The organism is Tenacibaculum sp. 190130A14a, from assembly GCF_964048965.1.
Lineage (GTDB): Bacteria > Bacteroidota > Bacteroidia > Flavobacteriales > Flavobacteriaceae > Polaribacter > Polaribacter polynesiense.
Map to the genome: position 1 here is coordinate 1,090,002 of NZ_OZ040189.1, position 18,853 is coordinate 1,108,854.

Sequence of the window (18,853 nt, forward strand, 5' to 3'; positions counted from 1 at the left end):
TTCGATAACTAAAATGATACCTTAGTGTAAATCATATAGGCATATGTGTAGCTTGATTTGTCACAAGTGTATTTAGTTCTTTCTCCAGAAAAAAGGAGTTAATAAGATTAATACAGTAAATAACTCTAAACGCCCTATAAGCATTAGGAATGAGCAAAACCATTTGGCTCCAACAGAAAGGTGTGAGAAATTATCTACAGGACTTACTGTACCTATGGCAGGCCCAATATTTCCTAGAGAAGAGGCACAAGCACCAATAGCGGAAATAAAGTCAAGTCCTAAGAAAGCTAAAATCACCGTTCCAATAATGAATATGAGCATATATAGGATAAAAAAGGATAAAATATTGAATACAATATTTTGACTAACGGCCTTCCCATCATAACGAACAGGTATAATGGCATTAGGATGTAGTGATTTTTTAAACTCTAAAAAGCTATTCTTAAGCATTACTATATGACGTACTATTTTTACACCTCCTGATGTTGATCCTGCAGATCCTCCTAGAAAGAATAAAGAGAAGAATAAAGCTGTAATAAAAAAGCTCCACATGGTAAAATCTGCAGTTACGAAACCGGTGGTTGTTACAACAGAGATAACAGCAAACAAAGCATGTCTTATAGCGCTCTCTGTTTTTCCCCAAACCATTGGGTGTTCTATACTAGTTTGTAAGGAAGGATCTTGGAAAAATAATATAACAATGGTCACAATTGTAGAAATCAAAAGAATTCCTACGGCGTAATATTTAAATTCTTCACTTTGAATTACTTTTTGAACTTTTCCTTTTAATGCAAAATAGGTAAGGACAAAGTTCGTACCTGCTACAAACATGAAAAAGATAATGATATACTGAATTAAAGGAGTTCCATTCCAATGAGCAACACTCGCATTTTTTGTAGAGAATCCACCAGTACTAACGGTGGCCATGGCATGGTTAATAGCATCAAACCATGTCATACCAGCTACTTTTAAAAGTAAGAATTCTACTACAGTAAGGAGCACATAAATTAACCATAGTCGTTTAGCAGTGTCTGTAATTCGAGGGTGTAGCTTATCTGCTGAAGGTCCTGGAGCTTCAGCCATAAAAAGCTGCATTCCTCCAATACCTAATAAAGGCAAAATGGCAATGGTTAATACAATTATTCCCATACCTCCAATCCAATGAGTTGCACTACGCCAAAACAAAATTCCCTTGGGCATAGATTCTATGTCTGTTAATATTGAAGAACCAGTTGTAGAATAACCAGAGATGGTTTCAAAAAAAGCATCAGTAACACTTGGAATAGCTCCGGTAAAAATGTAAGGAAGCATTCCGGTAAATGAAAGAGTTAACCATCCTAACGTAACGATTAAATATCCTTCTTTTTTCTGAATGTTTTTTTGTTGAGGTTTATTGAAAAAATATAGTAATAAACCGATAGATACAGTAACAATTCCAGCATTTAAGAATCCCCACTTAGCTTCATCATTAAAATAAAAACTAAAAGGAATAGATAACCACATGAATAATCCGTTCAAAACGGCTGTGATACCCAAAAAACGGTAAATAAGTTTGGTGTTAAGATTTTCCATTATTGAATAAATCTTCTACAATTGATATGGCTTCTGGTAAACAAAAAACAATGGCTTTATCTCCACTTTGTAATTGAAAATCTCCAAAAGACATTAAAGGTTTTTCATCTCTAATAACTCCTCCAAATACCGCTTCTCTAGGAAAACGTAGATCTTTAATTGGAGCTTTGGTTACTTTAGCGTTTGGTTGCACTTCAAATTCGAAAACTTCAGCATCAATATTATGTAAATTTGCTAATGCTAATATTTCTCCTTTGCGTATATGTCTAAAAATATTACTAGCAGCAATTAATTTTTTATTAATAAGGGTATCTATACCAATGGTTTGAGAGATATTGATATAGTCCATGTTTTCCACTAGGGCAACAGTTTTCTTAACTCCTTTTGATTTGGCTACTAAACAAGACATGATATTTGTTTCAGAATCTCCAGTAACGGCAATAAAAGCATCCATATTTCGAATGTTTTCACCTTCCAAAAGCTCTAAATCTCTACCATCTCCATTAATAACTAATGTATGACGTAGCTCTTCTGCTAAACTCAATGCCTTTTCTTTTTTACGCTCAATCAGTTTAACGTTAAAATTATCTTTACATAAGTTTCTAGCAGTTTTATGTCCAATGCTACTACCTCCTAAAATCATAACATTTTTAATTTCAATATGTTCTTTACCAATAATTGGGTATAACTTATCAATGCTATAATTAGGAACAGAGAAATATACTTGGTCGTTCATTTTATATACTGTGTCACCACGTGGAATAATAGTTTGTGCTATTCCTTCTCGCTTAATTGCAATAGTAATAAAATCAACAATGCTAAACTTTTCTTTAGCCTCTTTAACTGTTAAATCTAAAATGGGAGATTTATATCCCAAGGTAGTTCCCATGACATTAAAAACACCATTTTCGAAAGCAACAGTGTCGTTAAATGAAGATTGACGTAAAAGAAGATTAATCTCTTCTGCAGCTAATTCTTCTGGAGAAATCATAAAATCAACTCCATAATCCTGGAAATTAATACAGTCGTTTTTTAAAAATTCAGGATTATTAATTCTAGCAATTGTTTTTTTAACACCTAAAGCTTTTCCTATAACAGAAATGGTAAAATTAGTATTTTGACTTTCTGTTACTGCTAACAACAAATCTGCAGATGCAATACCTATTTCTTTTAATAAGTTAATAGAAGTAGCATCACCTTTTTTGGTAATAACATCTAAATGATTGTTGATATAATTAAGTTTCTCTCCATCAAAATCGATAACATAAGTATCTTGAGATTCATAAGAGAGAAGTTTAGCTAAGTGAAATCCAACATCTCCAGCTCCGGCGATGATTATTTTCATAATACGTTACAAATGGGAATAAGAGCAAAGATACTGTGCTTGTTCTTGTTGTGCAAAAAAAGAACTATATTTATCATTAAGAAAAGAAAAGCTATGAAAAATAAATATTCCATTAAATCTTGGGCTTTAGATGATAGACCAAGAGAGAGATTAGTATTAAAAGGGAAGTTTTCACTTTCAGATACAGAGCTGTTAGCTATATTAATACGATCTGGAAATAGAGAAGAATCTGCTGTAGATTTAGCCAAACGAATGCTCTTGTCGGTAAATAATAGCTTACATAAACTTTCTAAGTTATCTATTGAAGAACTTATGAATTTTAAAGGTATTGGAGAAGCAAAAGCCGTTAGTATTGTCACTGCATTAGAATTAGGAAAACGAAGACAGTTTCAAACCAATGAAGTAAAACCAAAAGTGTCTTGTTCTAAAGATGTATTTCTTGTTACGCAACCGTTAATTGGAGATTTAAGCCACGAAGAGTTTTGGGTGCTTTTTTTTAACAATGCCAATGAAATTATAGCCAAACAGCAACTTAGTAAGGGAGGTTTTACAGGAACAATTGTAGACATACGGTTGTTGTTTAAGAGGGCTTTAGAATTACAATCAATTGCAATTATAGTCTGTCATAATCATCCTTCAGGAAAACTAAAGCCAAGTAAATCAGATATTCATCTTACTAGAAAGATTAAAAAAGCTGGAGAAACCTTAGACATTAAATTACTAGATCATTTAATAATTACCGAAAAAGCGTATTTTAGCTTTGTTGATGAAGGTGTTTTGTAATGATTTTTTAGTAACGTATGATACTTATTTACTCACATAAAGTAACTCCAAGAATTCGGTATATCTTTAAACATATTTTTACCAGAATTTTATTAATTGATATAGATTTTACCACAAAAGTAGAGGATTTTGTTGCTTTTAATGGGCCTAAGTTATCTTATAATAAGGTTCCATTAGGAAAGGAGTTTTTTATTCGAAGTCATGATCTACTTTTTCAACAAGGGGTAAGAGATGTTGATATTCATATAGAAAAATGGGAAGGGATACCCAGTTTCTTTTCAGCAGGGGAGAGGTCGGCAATCCCTTTTGATATTTTCGCTGCTAGTTTTTACTTAATTACTAGATATGAAGAATATCTGCCGCATATAAAGGATAATCATGGACGATTTACAGCCAAAGAGAGTATTGCGTATCAACATGGTTTTTTGGAAAAACCGCTTATAGATATTTGGGCTTACAAGTTAAGGAAGGTTTTACAAGAAAAGTATCCTGATTATCAGTACCAAGAAAGAGTATATAAGTATATATCAACAATTGATGTAGATAATGCTTATTGTTATAAACACAAAGGAATTATTAGAACGATAGCAGGTTTTTTGAAGGATGCTTCACAGTTTAAAATATTTAATTTATGGGATCGCTTTGCGGTTAGGTTTGGAATAAAAAAAGATCCATTTTACACTTTTAATGAGATTTTGGACTTAAGAAAAGAATTGAATATTAGAACCATTTTCTTTTTCTTAATTGGAGATTATACAACCTATGATACTAATGTGTCAACATCAAAAAGCAAGTTTAAATTGTTGATTAAAGAAATGGTTGACTATGCAAGAGTAGGATTGCATCCTTCGTATTACACATCTACAGATATTGTTATGCTCAAAAAAGAAAAAGAGCGTTTGGAGAACATAACTAATATGCCCATTATAAGATCTAGACAACATTATTTGAAGTTTAATTTGCCAGATACGTATCAACGATTGATAGATTTAGAAATAAAAGAAGACTATTCCATGGGATATGCAAGTCATGTAGGCTTTCGAGCAAGTACTTGTACCCCTTATTATTTTTATGATTTGGACTTTGAGATTCAGACTCCATTGAAAATTTTCCCGTTTGCTCTAATGGATACAACTCTTAATGACTACATGAAGTTAACACCGAAGCAGTCTTTAGGAAAAATAAGAGATATTAAAAACGAAGTTAAACGAGTAAACGGAACATTAATTACGCTGTTTCATAATGAAAGTTTGAGTAATTATCAAAGATGGAAAGGTTGGAAACGAGTATACGGTACCATGTTAAAAATGGTGAAAAATGACTAAATAATTATTTATGCTAAGTGTTAAACATATTTTCTTCGATTTAGATCATACATTATGGGATTTTGATAAAAATTCCAAGCTTACATTCAAACAAATATTTGAAGAGCAACAAATTGATCTCAATATTGATGTTTTTCTGGAAGTATATATGCCCATAAACTTTGAATATTGGAGGTTATATAGAGAAGATAAAATTGAAAAAGAAGCGTTGAGATATGGAAGACTGAAAGATACATTTGATCAGTTGAAATTTAGTGCTACTGATGATTTAATACATCAAATTTCACATGATTATATAAGTTATTTACCAAATTATAATTATTTAATTGATGGAACTATAGAGCTTCTTGAATACCTAAAGCCTAAATATGAGTTGCACATTATAACCAACGGTTTTGAAGAGGTGCAAAATTTGAAGTTGGAAGAATCGGGAATTAAAAAATATTTTAATGAGATTATAACTTCAGAGGAAGTAGGAGTTAAAAAACCAAATGTGAAGGTTTTTGAGTATGCCTTTGAAAGAGCGGCTTGTTTGGCTCATGAATCAATAATGATTGGAGATAGTTATGAAGCTGATGTGTTAGGAGGAATAAATGCTGGTATGTTAGCCGTTTATTTTAATCCTGAAAAAAAGGAGGAAAATGGAGTCTTATCAATAGCTAAACTGAGTCAATTAAAGCAATATTTGTAGCGGTACATCGTTTTTTATTTATGAAAATCAATTTTTTTCTTCCAATTTTAATGGTAATTACAATGGGATTTTCCTCTTGTGTAAAAGATATTAACCTAGATCAAGTGAATGATTTCAACTCTGAGCCTAGATACATTGCATCATTGGTGTATTTTAAAATTCCAGCACTGGGTTTTTTGGATAGTTCTAACAATGAAATCACAACTTCAATATCAGACGAAACAAGGCTAGATCTTATTGAAGAAGAAGTTTTTCAAAAATATTTAAAAGAAGTAAAGTTAGATTTCGAAATATCAAATCCTTTTGATAGAAATATTCAAGTTGAATTGCAGTTTTTAGATGAAGCAAATGGTATTACATATCAAATAGGCCCTATTTTGATTCCTGCAAAAACAGCTAAAGTTGTTTACCAAGAAACAATATCTGTAGCTGGAACTCCACAATTTTTAAATAGTAGAAACATTAAGGTATTGTCACAATTAATAACGACTACAGGTTCTCCAATTGAAGCAAATAACACAGAGGAATTTGAATTTAAATCTGCGGGAACTTTTACTTTTCAAATATAATACCAATGAAGAAGTGTTTATATCTATTAGTAATGCTTTGTGTGGTTATATTTAAATCAGTAAAAGCTCAGAATAAGAAGTTATTATACGATTTTGATGAGATACCTCAAACTATGTTATTAAATCCAAGTGTGAAACCTACTTATAAATGGCATGTAGGAATTCCTTTTATATCTGGTATTTCTTTTGATGCTGGTCTATCTGAAGTTACCGTTGCAGATTTGTTTAGAAATGATGGAGTAGATTTTACAGTAAAAGTAAGAAATGCTATCGATAGAATTTCTACTGAAGATTATGTAAGTATTAATAACCAGATAGAGATTTTAAGTGGTAGTTTTAAACTTAATCAAAGAGACCATCTCAGTTTTGGATTTTATACAGAATTTGATTTTTTTGCAAATTATCCAAAAGATATCATTGATTTAGTAAACGATGGAAATACAACTAATTTGAATAGAACATTTCTTTTGTCTCAAGCAAATGTTAAGACAGAACTAATAAGTGTATTACATGCTGGAATTGCCCGTAAACTGAATGATAAAATGACTATTGGAGGTCGATTTAAAGTTTACTCAGGAATAGCGAACGTTACAACAAGTGGTAATACAGGAAGTTTTACTACGCGTTTGGGACAAAATAATATATACACCCACAGCTTAAGTAATATTAGTTTTAATGGATACAGTTCAGGTGTTTTTTTTGATGATGATATAGAAGCCAGTGATATATATGGAAAACTTTTTTTGGGTAATGTAGGTTTTGGTTTTGATATAGGGTTTACGTATCAAATAGATAAACAAACCAAAATTACGGCGAGTTTATTGGATATCGGATATATATCTTATTCAAAGGATAATAAAAATGTAGCTGTAAGAGGGAATTATACATTTTCAGGAATAGAGTTTCAGTATGATAGTTCAAATAGTGATTATTGGCAAAACCTGATAGATGATTTTAAAGCACAAGTTCCTTCAGAAGAAAACGAAAATTCATATGCTGTTATGAGACCAATAAAATTTAATGGGTCTTATAAATATAGTTGGGGAAAAAGTAGAAATGAAGAGAGTTGTTATGATATGACTTATAAAGAATATTATAATAATTCTGTTGGAGCTCAAATCTTTTCTGTATTTAGACCATCAGGACCTAAATTTGCTCTGACAGGATTTTACGAACGAAGAATATCGAAAGGAATCAATACAAAAATTACATATACGATTGATGATTTCTCATATACAAACTTTGGTTTGGGGTTGTCGACTAAAATAGGTAAATTTCAGGTCTACGGATTAGTAGATAATTTATTTGGACTATCGGATATTGCAGCTACTAATTCCGCGGCTTTTCAATTGGGTATGAATTTAATATTTAAATAATAAAATGAAAAAAATTGTGTACTTGTTTTTAATGTTTTCAATAACAACATTTGCTCAGAAAACAATTAATAACTACAAATATGTTATTATTCCTAATCAGTTTAGTTTTTTCAAAACAATTGATAAGTATGAAACAAGTTCTTTAACCAAGTTCTTGTTTAATAAGTATGGTTTTAAAGCGTTTTTATCAAGTGAAAGATTACCTGAAGACCTAGAACAAAATGGTTGTTTGGCTTTAAAAGCAAATGTCAAAAATAATTCTGGAATGTTTACTACAAAAAATGTAATTGAATTAAAAGATTGTAATGGCAAAGTAGTATTTACATCAGTAGAGGGAAGAAGTCGAAAAAAACAATATAAAGATGCTTACCATGAGGCTATTAGAAATGCCTTTAAATCAGTTCAACAGTTGAATTATGTTTATGTTCCGAGTATTAATGAAGAGGTTAATGTTGAAAAAGATGCCCCTGCAATGGTTCAAATTCCGAAGGTAATAGAACGTAAACCTATAGTACTTAAAAAGACTAAAAATGTACTATATGCACAAGCGATTAAGGATGGTTTTCAATTGGTAAATACAAAGCCAGAAATAATATTTTATGTACTAAAGACTAATTTGAAAGATGTTTTCGTAATTAAAGGGAAAGATGGAGTTTTATATAAATCAGGTTCTCATTGGGTAGCTGAATTTTATAAGAATGGTACTAAAAAGATAGAAACTTATGAGGTTAAGTTTTAATATTATTGATCTAAATAATCAATTACCTTTTGATAAAATTTGAATAAAGGTATAATTGCAGAAGGTGAGTTTTCAAAGGCCAAATGATATTTAGTTATAATAAGTTTTTCATAGCTCTTTTTTGAGGAAAAAATATAGGGGTCAAAAGCAACTTGTGTACTTAAAGGTTCTAATTCCTTTAAGGCATTCTCTTGTAAAAATAATTTGAAATTACTGTTAGTAGATTTAACTTTAAACCTACTTTGTTTTCTTAAAAATAGATTAATAAAGTGGTGTATTGTATCTATTTCAAAATCAATAAACTTTATATCAGGGTTTAGAGAACAAACAACTTGACCAGAAGCTTGAGCTCCAATAGTGTTCCTAACAACAATCAAATTGTTTTTATGTTTTAATTTTAGCGTATATGTTTCAAATGGTTCTCGGCTTCCATCAAAGTAAGAGTATTTTTCTTTTTTTATGTTTAGTTCTCCTCTTAAACCTTGTGCTATTTTTTTTACTTCTTTTTCAAAATCCAATGTTCACAAAATCTTAATAGTTATACTTTTCTTTCCAGCGCTGTTTTAAAATATCTCTAAAATTATTTTCTCTTGAGTTATTACCTGGTTCATAGAGCTTAGTTCCCTCAATCTCTTTAGGCATGAATTCTTGTACTACAAAGTTTCCAGGGTAGCTATGTGAGTATTTATAATCTTTTCCATATTCAAGATCTTTCATTAATTTGGTTGGAGCATTTCTAATAGACAAGGGAACAGATAAATCACCAGTTTGCTTTACCAATTGTTGAGCGTTATTTATAGCCATATAGGATGCATTACTTTTGGCGGAGTTAGCAAGATAAATTGCACATTGACTTAATATAATTCTTGACTCCGGATATCCTATAGTACTAACGGCCTGAAAAGTGTTATTAGCCAAGATTAATGCAGTAGGGTTTGCATTACCAATATCTTCTGAAGCCAAGATTAGTAATCGTCTTGCAATAAATTTAACGTCTTCGCCACCTTCTATCATTCGGGCTAACCAATATACTGCAGCATTTGGGTCACTTCCTCTGATAGATTTAATAAAAGCGGAAACAATATCATAATGCTGCTCTCCAGTTTTATCATATCGAACAGTATTTTTTTGAACTTTTTCTAAGACGAGTTTGTTGGTAATCTCAACTTGCTCCTCAGAGGCAACTAACAAGTCAAAAACGTTCAAAAGTTTACGAGCATCACCACCAGAAACACGAAAAAGTGCATCTGTTTCTTTTAATGTAATGTTTTTTTTAGCAAGAACTTCATCTTGCTCCATTGCTCTATGAAGCAAGGCAAGCATATCTTCTTTTTCAAAAGAATTTAGGATATAAACTTGACATCTAGACAATAATGCGGGAATAACTTCAAAGCTAGGGTTTTCTGTTGTAGCACCTATTAAGGTCACCCATCCACGCTCCACAGCTCCTAAGAGAGAATCTTGTTGAGACTTGCTAAATCTATGAATTTCATCAATAAACAAAATAGGGTTTTTCTGAGTAAACAGTCCACTACTTTGTTTTGCTTTTTCAATAACCTCTCGTACATCTTTCACTCCTGAACTAATGGCACTTAAAGTATAAAATGGTCGTTTAGACTCGTTGGCAATAATGTTTGCTAAAGTTGTTTTTCCAATACCGGGAGGACCCCAAAGAATTAAAGAAGGAATAATACCTTGTTTAATGTGATTGGTTAAAATTCCATTTTTACCCACTAAATGTTGCTGACTTATGTAATCATTTAGTGATTTTGGTCGTATACGTTCTGCCAAAGGTTGATTCATTTGGTAAAAATAGAAAAGATTTATGACAGATGTTCCGAAATTTAACTTTGGAAATGTTTTTGTTATTTTAAAAATGATGAAAACAGAAGAAAAATTACAATATTCAAATTCTATATTTTTAATTCCGACAATATTAGTGTTTAGTATTTGGTTTATTTACTATTTAGAAATTCGTTTTGGTTGGAATTTTAACAAGTTTGGAGTGTTACCGAGAAAATTGAGTGGTTTAAAGGGGGTTTTCTTTACACATTTTATACATAGCGGTACCAAACATCTTTTTAATAATTCAGTGCCTTTATTCGTGCTTACAGCAAGCCTTTTTTATTTTTATAAAGAGGTAGCGTCCAAAGTTTTGATTTATGGAGCTTTGTTAACTGGAATGTTAACTTGGATAATAGGAAGAGAATCTTATCATATTGGTGCCAGTGGAGTGGTGTACTTATTATTCAGTTTTGTTTTTTTTAGCGGAATTATAAGGAAGCATTTCAGATTAATATCAATGTCGCTAATTGTTATATTTTTATATGGAAGTATGATATGGTATATATTTCCTGTTAAAGAAGGTATGTCATGGGAAGGGCACTTGTCTGGTTTTTTGATGGGGTTAGTGTTTGCCTATATTTATAGGAATACTGGAATTGTTAAAGAGAAGTTTGTTTTTACCAAAACTGAATTTGATGATATGTTTGATGAAGATGGGAATTATGTACCACCAGTATATAACGAGGAAATAGAGGAGGAGGTAGGCTCCACTGATTTAACAAGAGATATTAGTTTTACCTATGAAATAAAAAAGAATGAGGATTAACTCATTCTTTGTCTAACAGTTTCATATAAAAAGGCACCACAAGCTACTGATACATTTAAGGATTCAATCTCTCCCAGAAGTGGAAGTTTGGCTTTGTAATCTACCATTTTAAGTACGGAGTTACTAACACCTTTATGTTCAGATCCCATTATGATAGCAATGGGTTGATTCATATCAACTTTGTAAATCGAGTCTTCTGTTTTTTCCGTTGCTGCTACTAGTTTGATGTCAGAAGCTTGCAATTGGAATATAGCATCTTTAATATGATCAACTTTACAAATAGGTACTTTAAATGCAGCTCCTGCTGAGGTTTTAATAGTTTCTGCATTCACTGGTGCAGAACCGCTTTTTTGAATAATTATTCCGTTTACACCTGTACATTCAGCAGTTCTTATAATTGCTCCAAAATTACGAACATCAGAAAGTTGATCCAATAATAAAAATAAAGGGGTATTTTCTGATTCAATAGTTTTTTCAATTAATGATTCTAAATCATAAAATTCTATTGGAGATATCTTTGCAACGGCACCTTGATGATTATTGTGTTTAGATAAGCGATCAAGCTTTTCTGTAGGAACTATACTCGTCGAAATTTTATTTTTTTTAATTAGTTTTTCTAATTGAAAATACAAATCACCGCGCAGTCCTTTTTGTAAATATACCTTATTTATTGATGAGCCGCTATCTATGGCTTCAATGATAGCTCTTATACCAAATATTGTTGTTGATTCTTGCATGCTGCAAATGTAGTTGAATTTATTGTATAAAAAAACCACCTCGAAAGAGGTGGTTTTTAAGATATAATTTAATGATTTTAGTTTTTCGATAAAATCATTGATCTATCAGTAAAATATCCTTCAGCGGTATAAGTTAAAGTAATAGTAGATTTGTCTGCAGATACAGTACCAGAACCACTAACAGGAATACCAAAGTTATCAGCTAAGAAACCTCCAGTAACGGTGATGTTACTACATGCATCAGAGATGTAAAATGGATAGTTACCTCCAAAAGCATTATCAGCTCCAATAGAATAAGTCCCGTCTCCAGTTTGAGTAATAGAAACAGTTTTCCCATTTCCATTTGTATAAGTCCAGCTTCCAGCTAAATCTGAAGGGCATAATACACTAATGTTAAAGTCAACCTTAGAGTTTCCTTCGAAATAACCTTCCGGTCCATCAAAAGAGATAGACATAGTCTCTCCCATTCTGTTTAAGCTACTATCAGTAAAGTTGATAGGAATTACTACTTTGTTATCTCCTTTAGGGATTGTAACAGATGCAGGAACTGTATAGTTATCTGCATTCATAGATGTAGTAACATTTAAATTAATAGTGGTATCAGATCCCATTTTCTTAGAAGTAAAAATGGTAACTTGAGTATCTAAGTTAGAGTTCTCCACAACAACGATATCCTTTTTAAAGGCGTCTGCTGTGATAAAACTTAAGTCCTTAACCTCTATTGAATCATCATCACAACTATTTAAAGTCATAAATGATATAGCCAACATAGCTAGATATAATATTTTTTTCATAATTGTATAAATTATTAACTACCGAGGTAGTGTTATTAGTTTTGAGTTGAAATAAACGGATTGTTTAAGATCTCAGCTTGTGGGATCTCGAAACTTAATCTGTTGTCATCATAAGACATTACATCACCAACAAAAATTAAGTGGTTAGAACCTCTAACAATATCCATTTTGTTTCTTCTCTTTAATAAATAAGCTTTACCTTCTCCCCAAAGCTCTAAACGAGTTTGTAAAGTAATTTCGCTTGTTAAAGCAAGAGTAGATAAACCATCAATATAACTTGCGTCGTTAACTCTTTCAGAAACAACAGTTTTTAATGCTCCTCTTGCAGCACCTGCATCACCATCAGCTTTTAAAGCAGCCTCAGCGTGTAATAAATATACTTCAGCAATTCTCATATAGAATACATCAGTAATAACAGGTCTCTGACCATCCCATTGTCTTGCTGGGTCATAGTATTTACGCCAGTTAATTAAATCACTAGATCTAAACCAGTCTCTTCTTACATCATCAGCTGGCATTTCAGCATATAAAGAAGCATCAATAGATTTACTATTTCCTACAGAAGCATATCCATAAGTAAAGTAATCCATTTGAGAGTAGAAAGAAGCTAAACTAACACTATCATCAATAGTAATGTCAGATGCCCAAATCCATCCTGGAGTAGAGATAAAGTTCATTCCGTCTAAAGCTTGAGCTTTAGCTAAAATTGGATAACTTCCAGTATTAATTACATCAGCAGTTAAAGATTTAACTTGATCCCAGTTTTTATCTTCAGAAGCATAAGCATATGCTAATAACATTTTAACAACATCAGTGTTAATTTGACTTTTAGCAGTTCTGTTAAAATCGCTTAAAAGAGATAAAGCATCATTTAAATCACTATAGATTAAATTATATACTTCTTCCATTGTACTTTTTGCTACACCTTCTACCTTTTCAGCACTGTTATAAATAGGTAAAACTTCTTGAGTAGGATCATATCTATCAGTATATAATTGTACTAAATAGAAATACGCATAAGCTCTCATTGCCTTAGCTTGTCCCATGTAGTGACGATTAGCTTGAGCTTCTGGAGTAATATCATTACCTCCTAAAGTACCAATAAGCTTGTTAGCAGCTCTAATGATTCTATAGTAGTATCTCCACGCCATATAATTAGCTCTATTTGTAAAGTCTACAGAAGCTTGTAAGTTACTAAAAGTACTATACCATCCGTAGTTTGTTTCAGAATGAGCAATATCCGCAGATAACATATCTGTCCAAATATCAATACCTTTTTGACCGAAATCATCGTCTCCACCGAATCCTCCAGTACCTGGTAAATACATTAACTGGTATAAACCAGCAACACCACCCTTAATAATTTCCGGGTTGAATTCAGCAGCTTGTCCAAGCTGCTCAGTTGATAATCTATCAGAAGGTTGTACTTCTAAAAAATCATCATTACATCCATAGATAAATAGGATGAAAATTGGTAAGATTTTTACTATTTTTTTAAGCATAATTTCTTGATTTAAAATTTAACTCTAACTCCTAAGCTAATATTCGTTAAAGGAGCATAACTATATCTTGCACTACCTCCAGATTCGCTAGTCGTTGGGTTGAATCCTTCTCTAGCAGATAATAAGAATAAATTATCTCCAGACATCCAAATATTAAGATTAGAAATTCCTGATTTTTCCAAATACTTAGACGGAACAGTATATCCAATCCTTACATTATTTAAGGCTAAATAGTCTGTTTTTGTAACAAATCTAGAAGAAGCTGCGTTTGCAGTGTTATAAGTAATGTTTCTATCTGGATTTGAAGTGTCATTTTCACCGTTAGTTAAAGCAGGTACATTAGTGATGTCACCTGGTTGTTGCCAACGATTAAAGATGTTTTTGTGCCAGTTCCAGCTACCAACTCTATCGTTATCCATCATGTCAGCGTAAGCTGCATCATATGCATAACCACCTAAGCTATATACGAACTGAGAACTAATATCAAAATTCTTATAAGTCATGTTTAATCTGAATCCTCCTCTTACAGTTGGGATACTAGACTTGTTTAAGAATTGTCTTGTAGCAACAGCTGAATTACTTGTTGTAGTTCTTACTAACTGTCTGTTAGGGAACTCAGCTTGATATTCATGTAACGAGTTAACAACTTCGTCATCTTGAGATTCATTAAATACACCATCACCATTAGCATCGTAAAAGTAAGTGTACCATAAAGGAGCACCGTTTGAAGGATCAACACCAGCCCACTCTCTAGTATAAATATCATATAATGATCTACCAGCAGTTCTACCAAAAATACCATCGATATCGATTACTTTAGGTTGACCAGTACCATCGATTGGCATTTCTTTAATTTCATTGTTTAAGAATTCACCATTAATACTTGCGCTAAATTTAAAGTCTTCTTTATTAATGATTCGAGCATTGATATCAAATTCTAAACCTGAGTTTCTTAATACACCTTCGTTTACATCTACGATAGCAACACCTGTACTAATTGGTAATCTCTTATCGAATAATAAGTTTTCAGTATCCTTGATATAGTAATCTACGTTTACATCTAAGAAATCACTGATTTTACTTTCAACACCAACCTGGTACATTTTAGAAGTTTCCCATGTTAATGCAGAGTTTCCTACAAAACTTTCAGTATAAGAAATTTCACCACTTGCGTTGTTAATATCATGTAAAGTAAGACCTGGGAATAAACCAGCTCCAGATTGCTCACCAATAATACCGTAACTTGCTTTAAGCTTTAAAAACTTTAAATATTTGTTGTTATTTAAGAAGTTTTCGTTTGTCATGATCCAAGCACCTCCAACAGATCCAAAAGTATCCCACTTGTTACTTCCTAAGAATCGAGAAGAACCATCACGTCTAATAGATCCAGATAAGTAGTAAGTATCTTTAAAGCTATAGTTAGCTTGAGCGAAGTAACTTTCAAGTCTACTCTTATTAGTATAAGATGTAGTTGGTAATGTTACGATAAAGTTGTTAAATTCTAATAATCCAGGTAAAACAACTTTGTTCTTAGCAGCATTGGTTAACTTAAACTCGTTTTGGTTTGTTTCGTGTGCAGCAAGTGCAGTAATAGAATGCTCTCCAAACTCTTTAGTATAAGTGAACATGTTTAAGAAGTTCATAGTAGTAGATCTAATAATTCTTCTACTTAAGCTACCTTCAGTAGCAACACCTACACCAAAGAAAGGGTTTGAGTAAATGTTTCTAGTTCTATCATTATGTTGAAGACCGAATTGCGTCTTGAACTTTAAGTTCTCAAAAAGATCAACATCAAAAGAAACGTTTGCGTTTACTTCGTGTCTTTTTTCTCTTCTGATATTATTTCTTGCATCAGCAAGACCATTTGTTAAACCAGAGAAGTTTCTTCCTCGTCCGATATCATAAATAAATCCTCCGAAAACAGGATCTGGAATTCTATTTCCATTTGCATCTCTTTCGAAAACAGGGTAAATAGAAGGCATGTTGTCTACTAAGAAGAATACGTTACCAGAATCACTAGTTTGACCATTGTTGTTTAATTCTGAATATGCATAACCAATGTTAAAGTTTGAAGTTAACCACTCTCTAACATCTTGAGTTAAGTTAATTCTTCCTGAGTATCTTGTATAGTCAGAATTAACACTATAACCTTTACTATCTAAATAACCGATAGAAGTAAAATACTTACCGTTTTCACCACCACCACTCATTTTTACGTTTGCTTCTGATCTAATAGAAGGTTGGAAAGAGTAGTCTCCCCAATATTCAGGAAGGTATCTTCTTCCTACTCCAGATCTTACACTTCTTGTAGCAGGATCGATTAATTGAGAAACATCAGAAGTATCCCAAGAGTTATAATCTGGGTTAATACCAATAGATCCGAATAAATTTGCGTTAGCAAAAGCAACAGGATCTACACCTCTGTTATTTCCTTGGTTGTAAATTGCTTCCCAAGCAAGACCGATGAAGTCATTAGATGATCTAATTACATCATATCTAGGAATAAAACTGAAGTTAACCCCTGTTTTAACATCTACTTCAATGCTTGAAGAGTTTTTCTTACCACCTTTAGTTGTAATTAAGATAACCCCGTTCGCACCTCTAGATCCATAAATTGCAGTTGCAGTTGCATCCTTTAAGATAGTAGTACTTGCGATATCTTCAGGGTTAATAGAGTTTAAGTTTCCACTAAAAGGAACACCATCTAATACATAAAGAGGACTTCTGTTACCATTTACAGAACCGAAACCTCTAATTCTAATAGTAGAAGTAGAACCTGGTTGACCAGTAGTGTTAATTACGTTTACACCAGCAGCCTCACCCGCTAAAGATTGTGATACGTTTGTGAAGCTCTTTGCTTGAATATCTGCAGTTTTTACAACTTTTGCAGTACCAGTATAGGCTTTCTTTGTAGTAGTACCATAACCAACAACAACCACCTCTTCTAGTAAATTGTCATTTTCTAAGGTTACATTTATTTGGTTTGAAGCACCAACTGTTCTCTCCGCATTTTTCATTCCGACAAATGAAAATACTAATACATCTCCATTTTTAGCTTGGATTGAATAATTACCATCAAAATCAGTTTCGGTACCTTGAGTCGTTCCTTTTTTAAAAATCGTAACCCCAGGTAAGGGACCAGATTCATCAGAAACAGTACCAGAAATTGTTCTGTCTTGCGCAAAGGATATTTGCACAATAAACGCCAAAATAAGCGTTAGAATTCCATTAAACTTTGTTTTCATTATCTAATAATTTGAATTAATTAGGCGCTAAAATCTTAAAATATTCTTAAAGCCGCAAATTTTTGTTGTGTTAATTAACAAAAAAGCTTAGTATACATGGCATATACTAAGCTTTTTATAATTCAAATTATTATTATTCTTAATGGAAAGGTAAAACCTGATCAGAAGTTTTATTTGCAACTAAGATTGCATTTAAATCTATAGTCGTAGTTGCTGTTTTGGCTACTGCATCGTATGTAATAGCATCTAAGTTAGCAATGTTTGAATTTATAAAAGAAGGAATTACTGGAGTTGTTCCAGGGTCTCCTGAGTTGATGTTTGGGTTTAAAGCAATTTCCTCTTCGAAAATAACTAATTTAACTCCCATATCAACAAGTCTCATACCTTCAGCTAAGAAAACTTCTTGTCTAGTTCTATAAATTAACTCTAAAGCTTCATCTTCTGTTGTAACAGCATCGATTTCAGCTACAGTTACAGAAGTACCAGAAATAGAAGGAACACTTACATTACCAGCTTGACGATCTAACACTAAACCAGTTCTACCGTTAACTGTAATATCTGCTTTATCAGGTCTAGATCCTGGGTCGTTTTGAGTTCTACCTTCTACAGCATCACTAAAGGTTCTTACTTCTCTAGTGTTTACTAAAGTTAATAAATCTTTTAAATTGTCTTTAGCAGCATTTAAATCCGTTGAAACATTTGCCTCAGCTAAAATTAAATATGCTTCTTCAGCTTTTAAATAGTGGATCGAAGGATCAGCACTTGCACTTAAGAAAGAATATTTAGGATCTAAAAAATCTAAAGTTGGAAGTGGTTGTAAATCGTCAAAAGTACCTCTTGCGAATAAAGCAGCTTCCATTACACTTACAGGACCACTACTACTAGCTTCGTCAAATCTAGCTTCTCTTGTGAAACTAGTACTTAAAGCTAAAGCGGCATTAGCAGCACTAACAGCCATTGTTCTATTACCTAAGAAGTAATATGCTCTTGCCTTAGCTAATTGGTAATCAGCTCTGTTGTTTAAAGCGATTGCGTCATCAAACTTTTGTACAGCTAAATTATAGTTGTCAGTTGAAGAAGCAGGAGCTCCAAGAGGTTCTTGTGGTAAGAATGAGAAATACATTCCAGCATATAAATAAGACATTCCTTCAAAGAATAAAAAGTCAGCCTTAGTTGCATCAGTAGCTTCAGAATCGTTTGGTGCAACTTCATTAGTACCAAACTTAGCTAATTCTCTTAAACGAGCAATATTACGTTGCGTATCTCTCATATCTGGATCTGTTATCCTAATATCAAGAGCATCCATAAACTGGCTATAGAAAGTTTGTGTGTTTACAAAGTTGTCCGATCCAATTTCAGCTAAGATTACAGTTTCGTTTTGAACTAAAGACATTTGTCTTTCTACTCCTTGCAATAAAATTGCAGCAGAGTTAGGTTGTCCCACAACCGCTGATTCCGAGAAATTAGGGTTGGTTACCGTGGTAAAATCCACTACTTTATTAAAATCATTAGTACAGTTATATAAAAGTGCTAAAGATAATATTGGTATAAATATTTTTTTCAT

Annotated in this window: 16 protein-coding genes; 7 read left to right on the plus strand and 9 right to left on the minus strand. The window is 32.2% G+C overall.

Annotation, left to right across the window (positions count from 1 at the left end; all coding sequences use genetic code 11):
• Positions 1–72: 72 nt before the first annotated feature.
• Complete coding sequence (locus ABNT22_RS05195) at positions 73–1,572, minus strand: TrkH family potassium uptake protein (protein ID WP_348714774.1); 1,500 nt, start codon at positions 1,570–1,572, stop codon at positions 73–75.
• Positions 1,559–2,917, minus strand: a complete 1,359-nt coding sequence (gene trkA, locus ABNT22_RS05200; RefSeq protein ID WP_348714775.1) for a Trk system potassium transporter TrkA — start codon at positions 2,915–2,917, stop codon at positions 1,559–1,561. Before trkA ends, ABNT22_RS05195 begins: the two co-directional genes overlap by 14 nt.
• Positions 2,918–3,010: 93 nt before the next feature.
• On the opposite strand from trkA, the gene radC reads away from it, so the two are divergent.
• The 6 genes from radC to ABNT22_RS05230 are packed head-to-tail and all read left to right on the plus strand — an operon-like array spanning position 3,011 to position 8,400.
• The gene (gene radC, locus ABNT22_RS05205) at positions 3,011–3,700 is read left to right on the plus strand and encodes a RadC family protein (protein WP_348714776.1); all 690 of its coding nucleotides are present in this window, start codon (positions 3,011–3,013) and stop codon (positions 3,698–3,700) included.
• A 17-nt stretch (positions 3,701–3,717) separates the two neighbouring features.
• The gene (locus ABNT22_RS05210) at positions 3,718–5,025 is read left to right on the plus strand and encodes a polysaccharide deacetylase family protein (protein ID WP_348714779.1); all 1,308 of its coding nucleotides are present in this window, start codon (positions 3,718–3,720) and stop codon (positions 5,023–5,025) included.
• Between the two features lie 10 nt (positions 5,026–5,035).
• Complete coding sequence (locus ABNT22_RS05215) at positions 5,036–5,716, plus strand: YjjG family noncanonical pyrimidine nucleotidase (protein WP_348714781.1); 681 nt, start codon at positions 5,036–5,038, stop codon at positions 5,714–5,716.
• 20 nt (positions 5,717–5,736) lie between these two features.
• Positions 5,737–6,285 carry a hypothetical protein gene (locus tag ABNT22_RS05220; RefSeq protein ID WP_348714783.1) on the plus strand — a complete coding sequence of 183 codons (549 nt, stop codon included), beginning with the start codon at positions 5,737–5,739 and terminating at the stop codon, positions 6,283–6,285.
• A 5-nt stretch (positions 6,286–6,290) separates the two neighbouring features.
• A complete protein-coding gene (locus ABNT22_RS05225) occupies positions 6,291–7,661 on the plus strand; it encodes a DUF5723 family protein (protein ID WP_348714785.1) in 1,371 nt (456 codons plus the stop codon).
• A 4-nt stretch (positions 7,662–7,665) separates the two neighbouring features.
• On the plus strand, positions 7,666–8,400 hold the full coding sequence (locus ABNT22_RS05230; RefSeq protein ID WP_348714787.1) for a hypothetical protein: 735 nt from the start codon (positions 7,666–7,668) through the stop codon (positions 8,398–8,400).
• A gap of 2 nt (positions 8,401–8,402) precedes the next feature.
• On the opposite strand, the gene ABNT22_RS05235 is transcribed toward ABNT22_RS05230, so the two are convergent.
• Together ABNT22_RS05235 and ABNT22_RS05240 are read right to left on the minus strand one after the other, a co-directional pair.
• Positions 8,403–8,918 (minus strand): hypothetical protein, encoded by a 516-nt coding sequence (locus ABNT22_RS05235; protein WP_348714789.1) that lies wholly within the window; start codon positions 8,916–8,918, stop codon positions 8,403–8,405.
• Positions 8,919–8,931: 13 nt separating this feature from the next.
• Entirely contained in the window at positions 8,932–10,203 is a 1,272-nt protein-coding gene (locus tag ABNT22_RS05240; protein ID WP_348714792.1) for a replication-associated recombination protein A, read from the minus strand.
• A gap of 22 nt (positions 10,204–10,225) precedes the next feature.
• Here ABNT22_RS05240 and ABNT22_RS05245 point away from each other — a divergent pair, with 22 nt between their 5' ends.
• Positions 10,226–11,011 (plus strand): rhomboid family intramembrane serine protease, encoded by a 786-nt coding sequence (locus ABNT22_RS05245; RefSeq protein ID WP_348727256.1) that lies wholly within the window; start codon positions 10,226–10,228, stop codon positions 11,009–11,011.
• Here ABNT22_RS05245 and rlmB read toward each other — a convergent pair.
• The 5 genes from rlmB to ABNT22_RS05270 all read right to left on the minus strand — a co-directional run bounded on the left by rlmB (position 11,008) and on the right by ABNT22_RS05270 (position 18,853).
• Complete coding sequence (gene rlmB, locus ABNT22_RS05250; RefSeq protein ID WP_348714798.1) at positions 11,008–11,748, minus strand: 23S rRNA (guanosine(2251)-2'-O)-methyltransferase RlmB; 741 nt, start codon at positions 11,746–11,748, stop codon at positions 11,008–11,010. The genes ABNT22_RS05245 and rlmB overlap by 4 nt on opposite strands.
• A 77-nt stretch (positions 11,749–11,825) precedes the next feature.
• Positions 11,826–12,542, minus strand: coding sequence for a hypothetical protein (locus ABNT22_RS05255; protein ID WP_348714801.1), 717 nt, complete (start codon positions 12,540–12,542; stop codon positions 11,826–11,828).
• 35 nt (positions 12,543–12,577) lie between these two features.
• Positions 12,578–14,044: a RagB/SusD family nutrient uptake outer membrane protein gene (locus ABNT22_RS05260; protein ID WP_348714803.1), complete on the minus strand. Its 1,467-nt coding sequence runs from the start codon at positions 14,042–14,044 to the stop codon at positions 12,578–12,580.
• An 11-nt stretch (positions 14,045–14,055) separates the two neighbouring features.
• The gene (locus ABNT22_RS05265; protein WP_348714806.1) at positions 14,056–17,289 is read right to left on the minus strand and encodes a SusC/RagA family TonB-linked outer membrane protein; all 3,234 of its coding nucleotides are present in this window, start codon (positions 17,287–17,289) and stop codon (positions 14,056–14,058) included.
• Between the two features lie 139 nt (positions 17,290–17,428).
• Positions 17,429–18,853, minus strand: a complete 1,425-nt coding sequence (locus tag ABNT22_RS05270; RefSeq protein ID WP_348714808.1) for a hypothetical protein — start codon at positions 18,851–18,853, stop codon at positions 17,429–17,431.

Coding starts and splice junctions, on each gene's coding strand:
- ABNT22_RS05195 (WP_348714774.1), bottom strand. CDS start 1,572: ATGGAAAATCTTAACACCAAACTTATTTACCGTTTTTTGGGTATCACA.
- trkA (WP_348714775.1), bottom strand. CDS start 2,917: ATGAAAATAATCATCGCCGGAGCTGGAGATGTTGGATTTCACTTAGCT.
- radC (WP_348714776.1), top strand. CDS start 3,011: ATGAAAAATAAATATTCCATTAAATCTTGGGCTTTAGATGATAGACCA.
- ABNT22_RS05210 (WP_348714779.1), top strand. CDS start 3,718: ATGATACTTATTTACTCACATAAAGTAACTCCAAGAATTCGGTATATC.
- ABNT22_RS05215 (WP_348714781.1), top strand. CDS start 5,036: ATGCTAAGTGTTAAACATATTTTCTTCGATTTAGATCATACATTATGG.
- ABNT22_RS05220 (WP_348714783.1), top strand. CDS start 5,737: ATGAAAATCAATTTTTTTCTTCCAATTTTAATGGTAATTACAATGGGA.
- ABNT22_RS05225 (WP_348714785.1), top strand. CDS start 6,291: ATGAAGAAGTGTTTATATCTATTAGTAATGCTTTGTGTGGTTATATTT.
- ABNT22_RS05230 (WP_348714787.1), top strand. CDS start 7,666: ATGAAAAAAATTGTGTACTTGTTTTTAATGTTTTCAATAACAACATTT.
- ABNT22_RS05240 (WP_348714792.1), bottom strand. CDS start 10,203: ATGAATCAACCTTTGGCAGAACGTATACGACCAAAATCACTAAATGAT.
- ABNT22_RS05245 (WP_348727256.1), top strand. CDS start 10,226: ATGACAGATGTTCCGAAATTTAACTTTGGAAATGTTTTTGTTATTTTA.
- rlmB (WP_348714798.1), bottom strand. CDS start 11,748: ATGCAAGAATCAACAACAATATTTGGTATAAGAGCTATCATTGAAGCC.
- ABNT22_RS05255 (WP_348714801.1), bottom strand. CDS start 12,542: ATGAAAAAAATATTATATCTAGCTATGTTGGCTATATCATTTATGACT.
- ABNT22_RS05260 (WP_348714803.1), bottom strand. CDS start 14,044: ATGCTTAAAAAAATAGTAAAAATCTTACCAATTTTCATCCTATTTATC.
- ABNT22_RS05265 (WP_348714806.1), bottom strand. CDS start 17,289: ATGAAAACAAAGTTTAATGGAATTCTAACGCTTATTTTGGCGTTTATT.
- ABNT22_RS05270 (WP_348714808.1), bottom strand. CDS start 18,853: ATGAAAAAAATATTTATACCAATATTATCTTTAGCACTTTTATATAAC.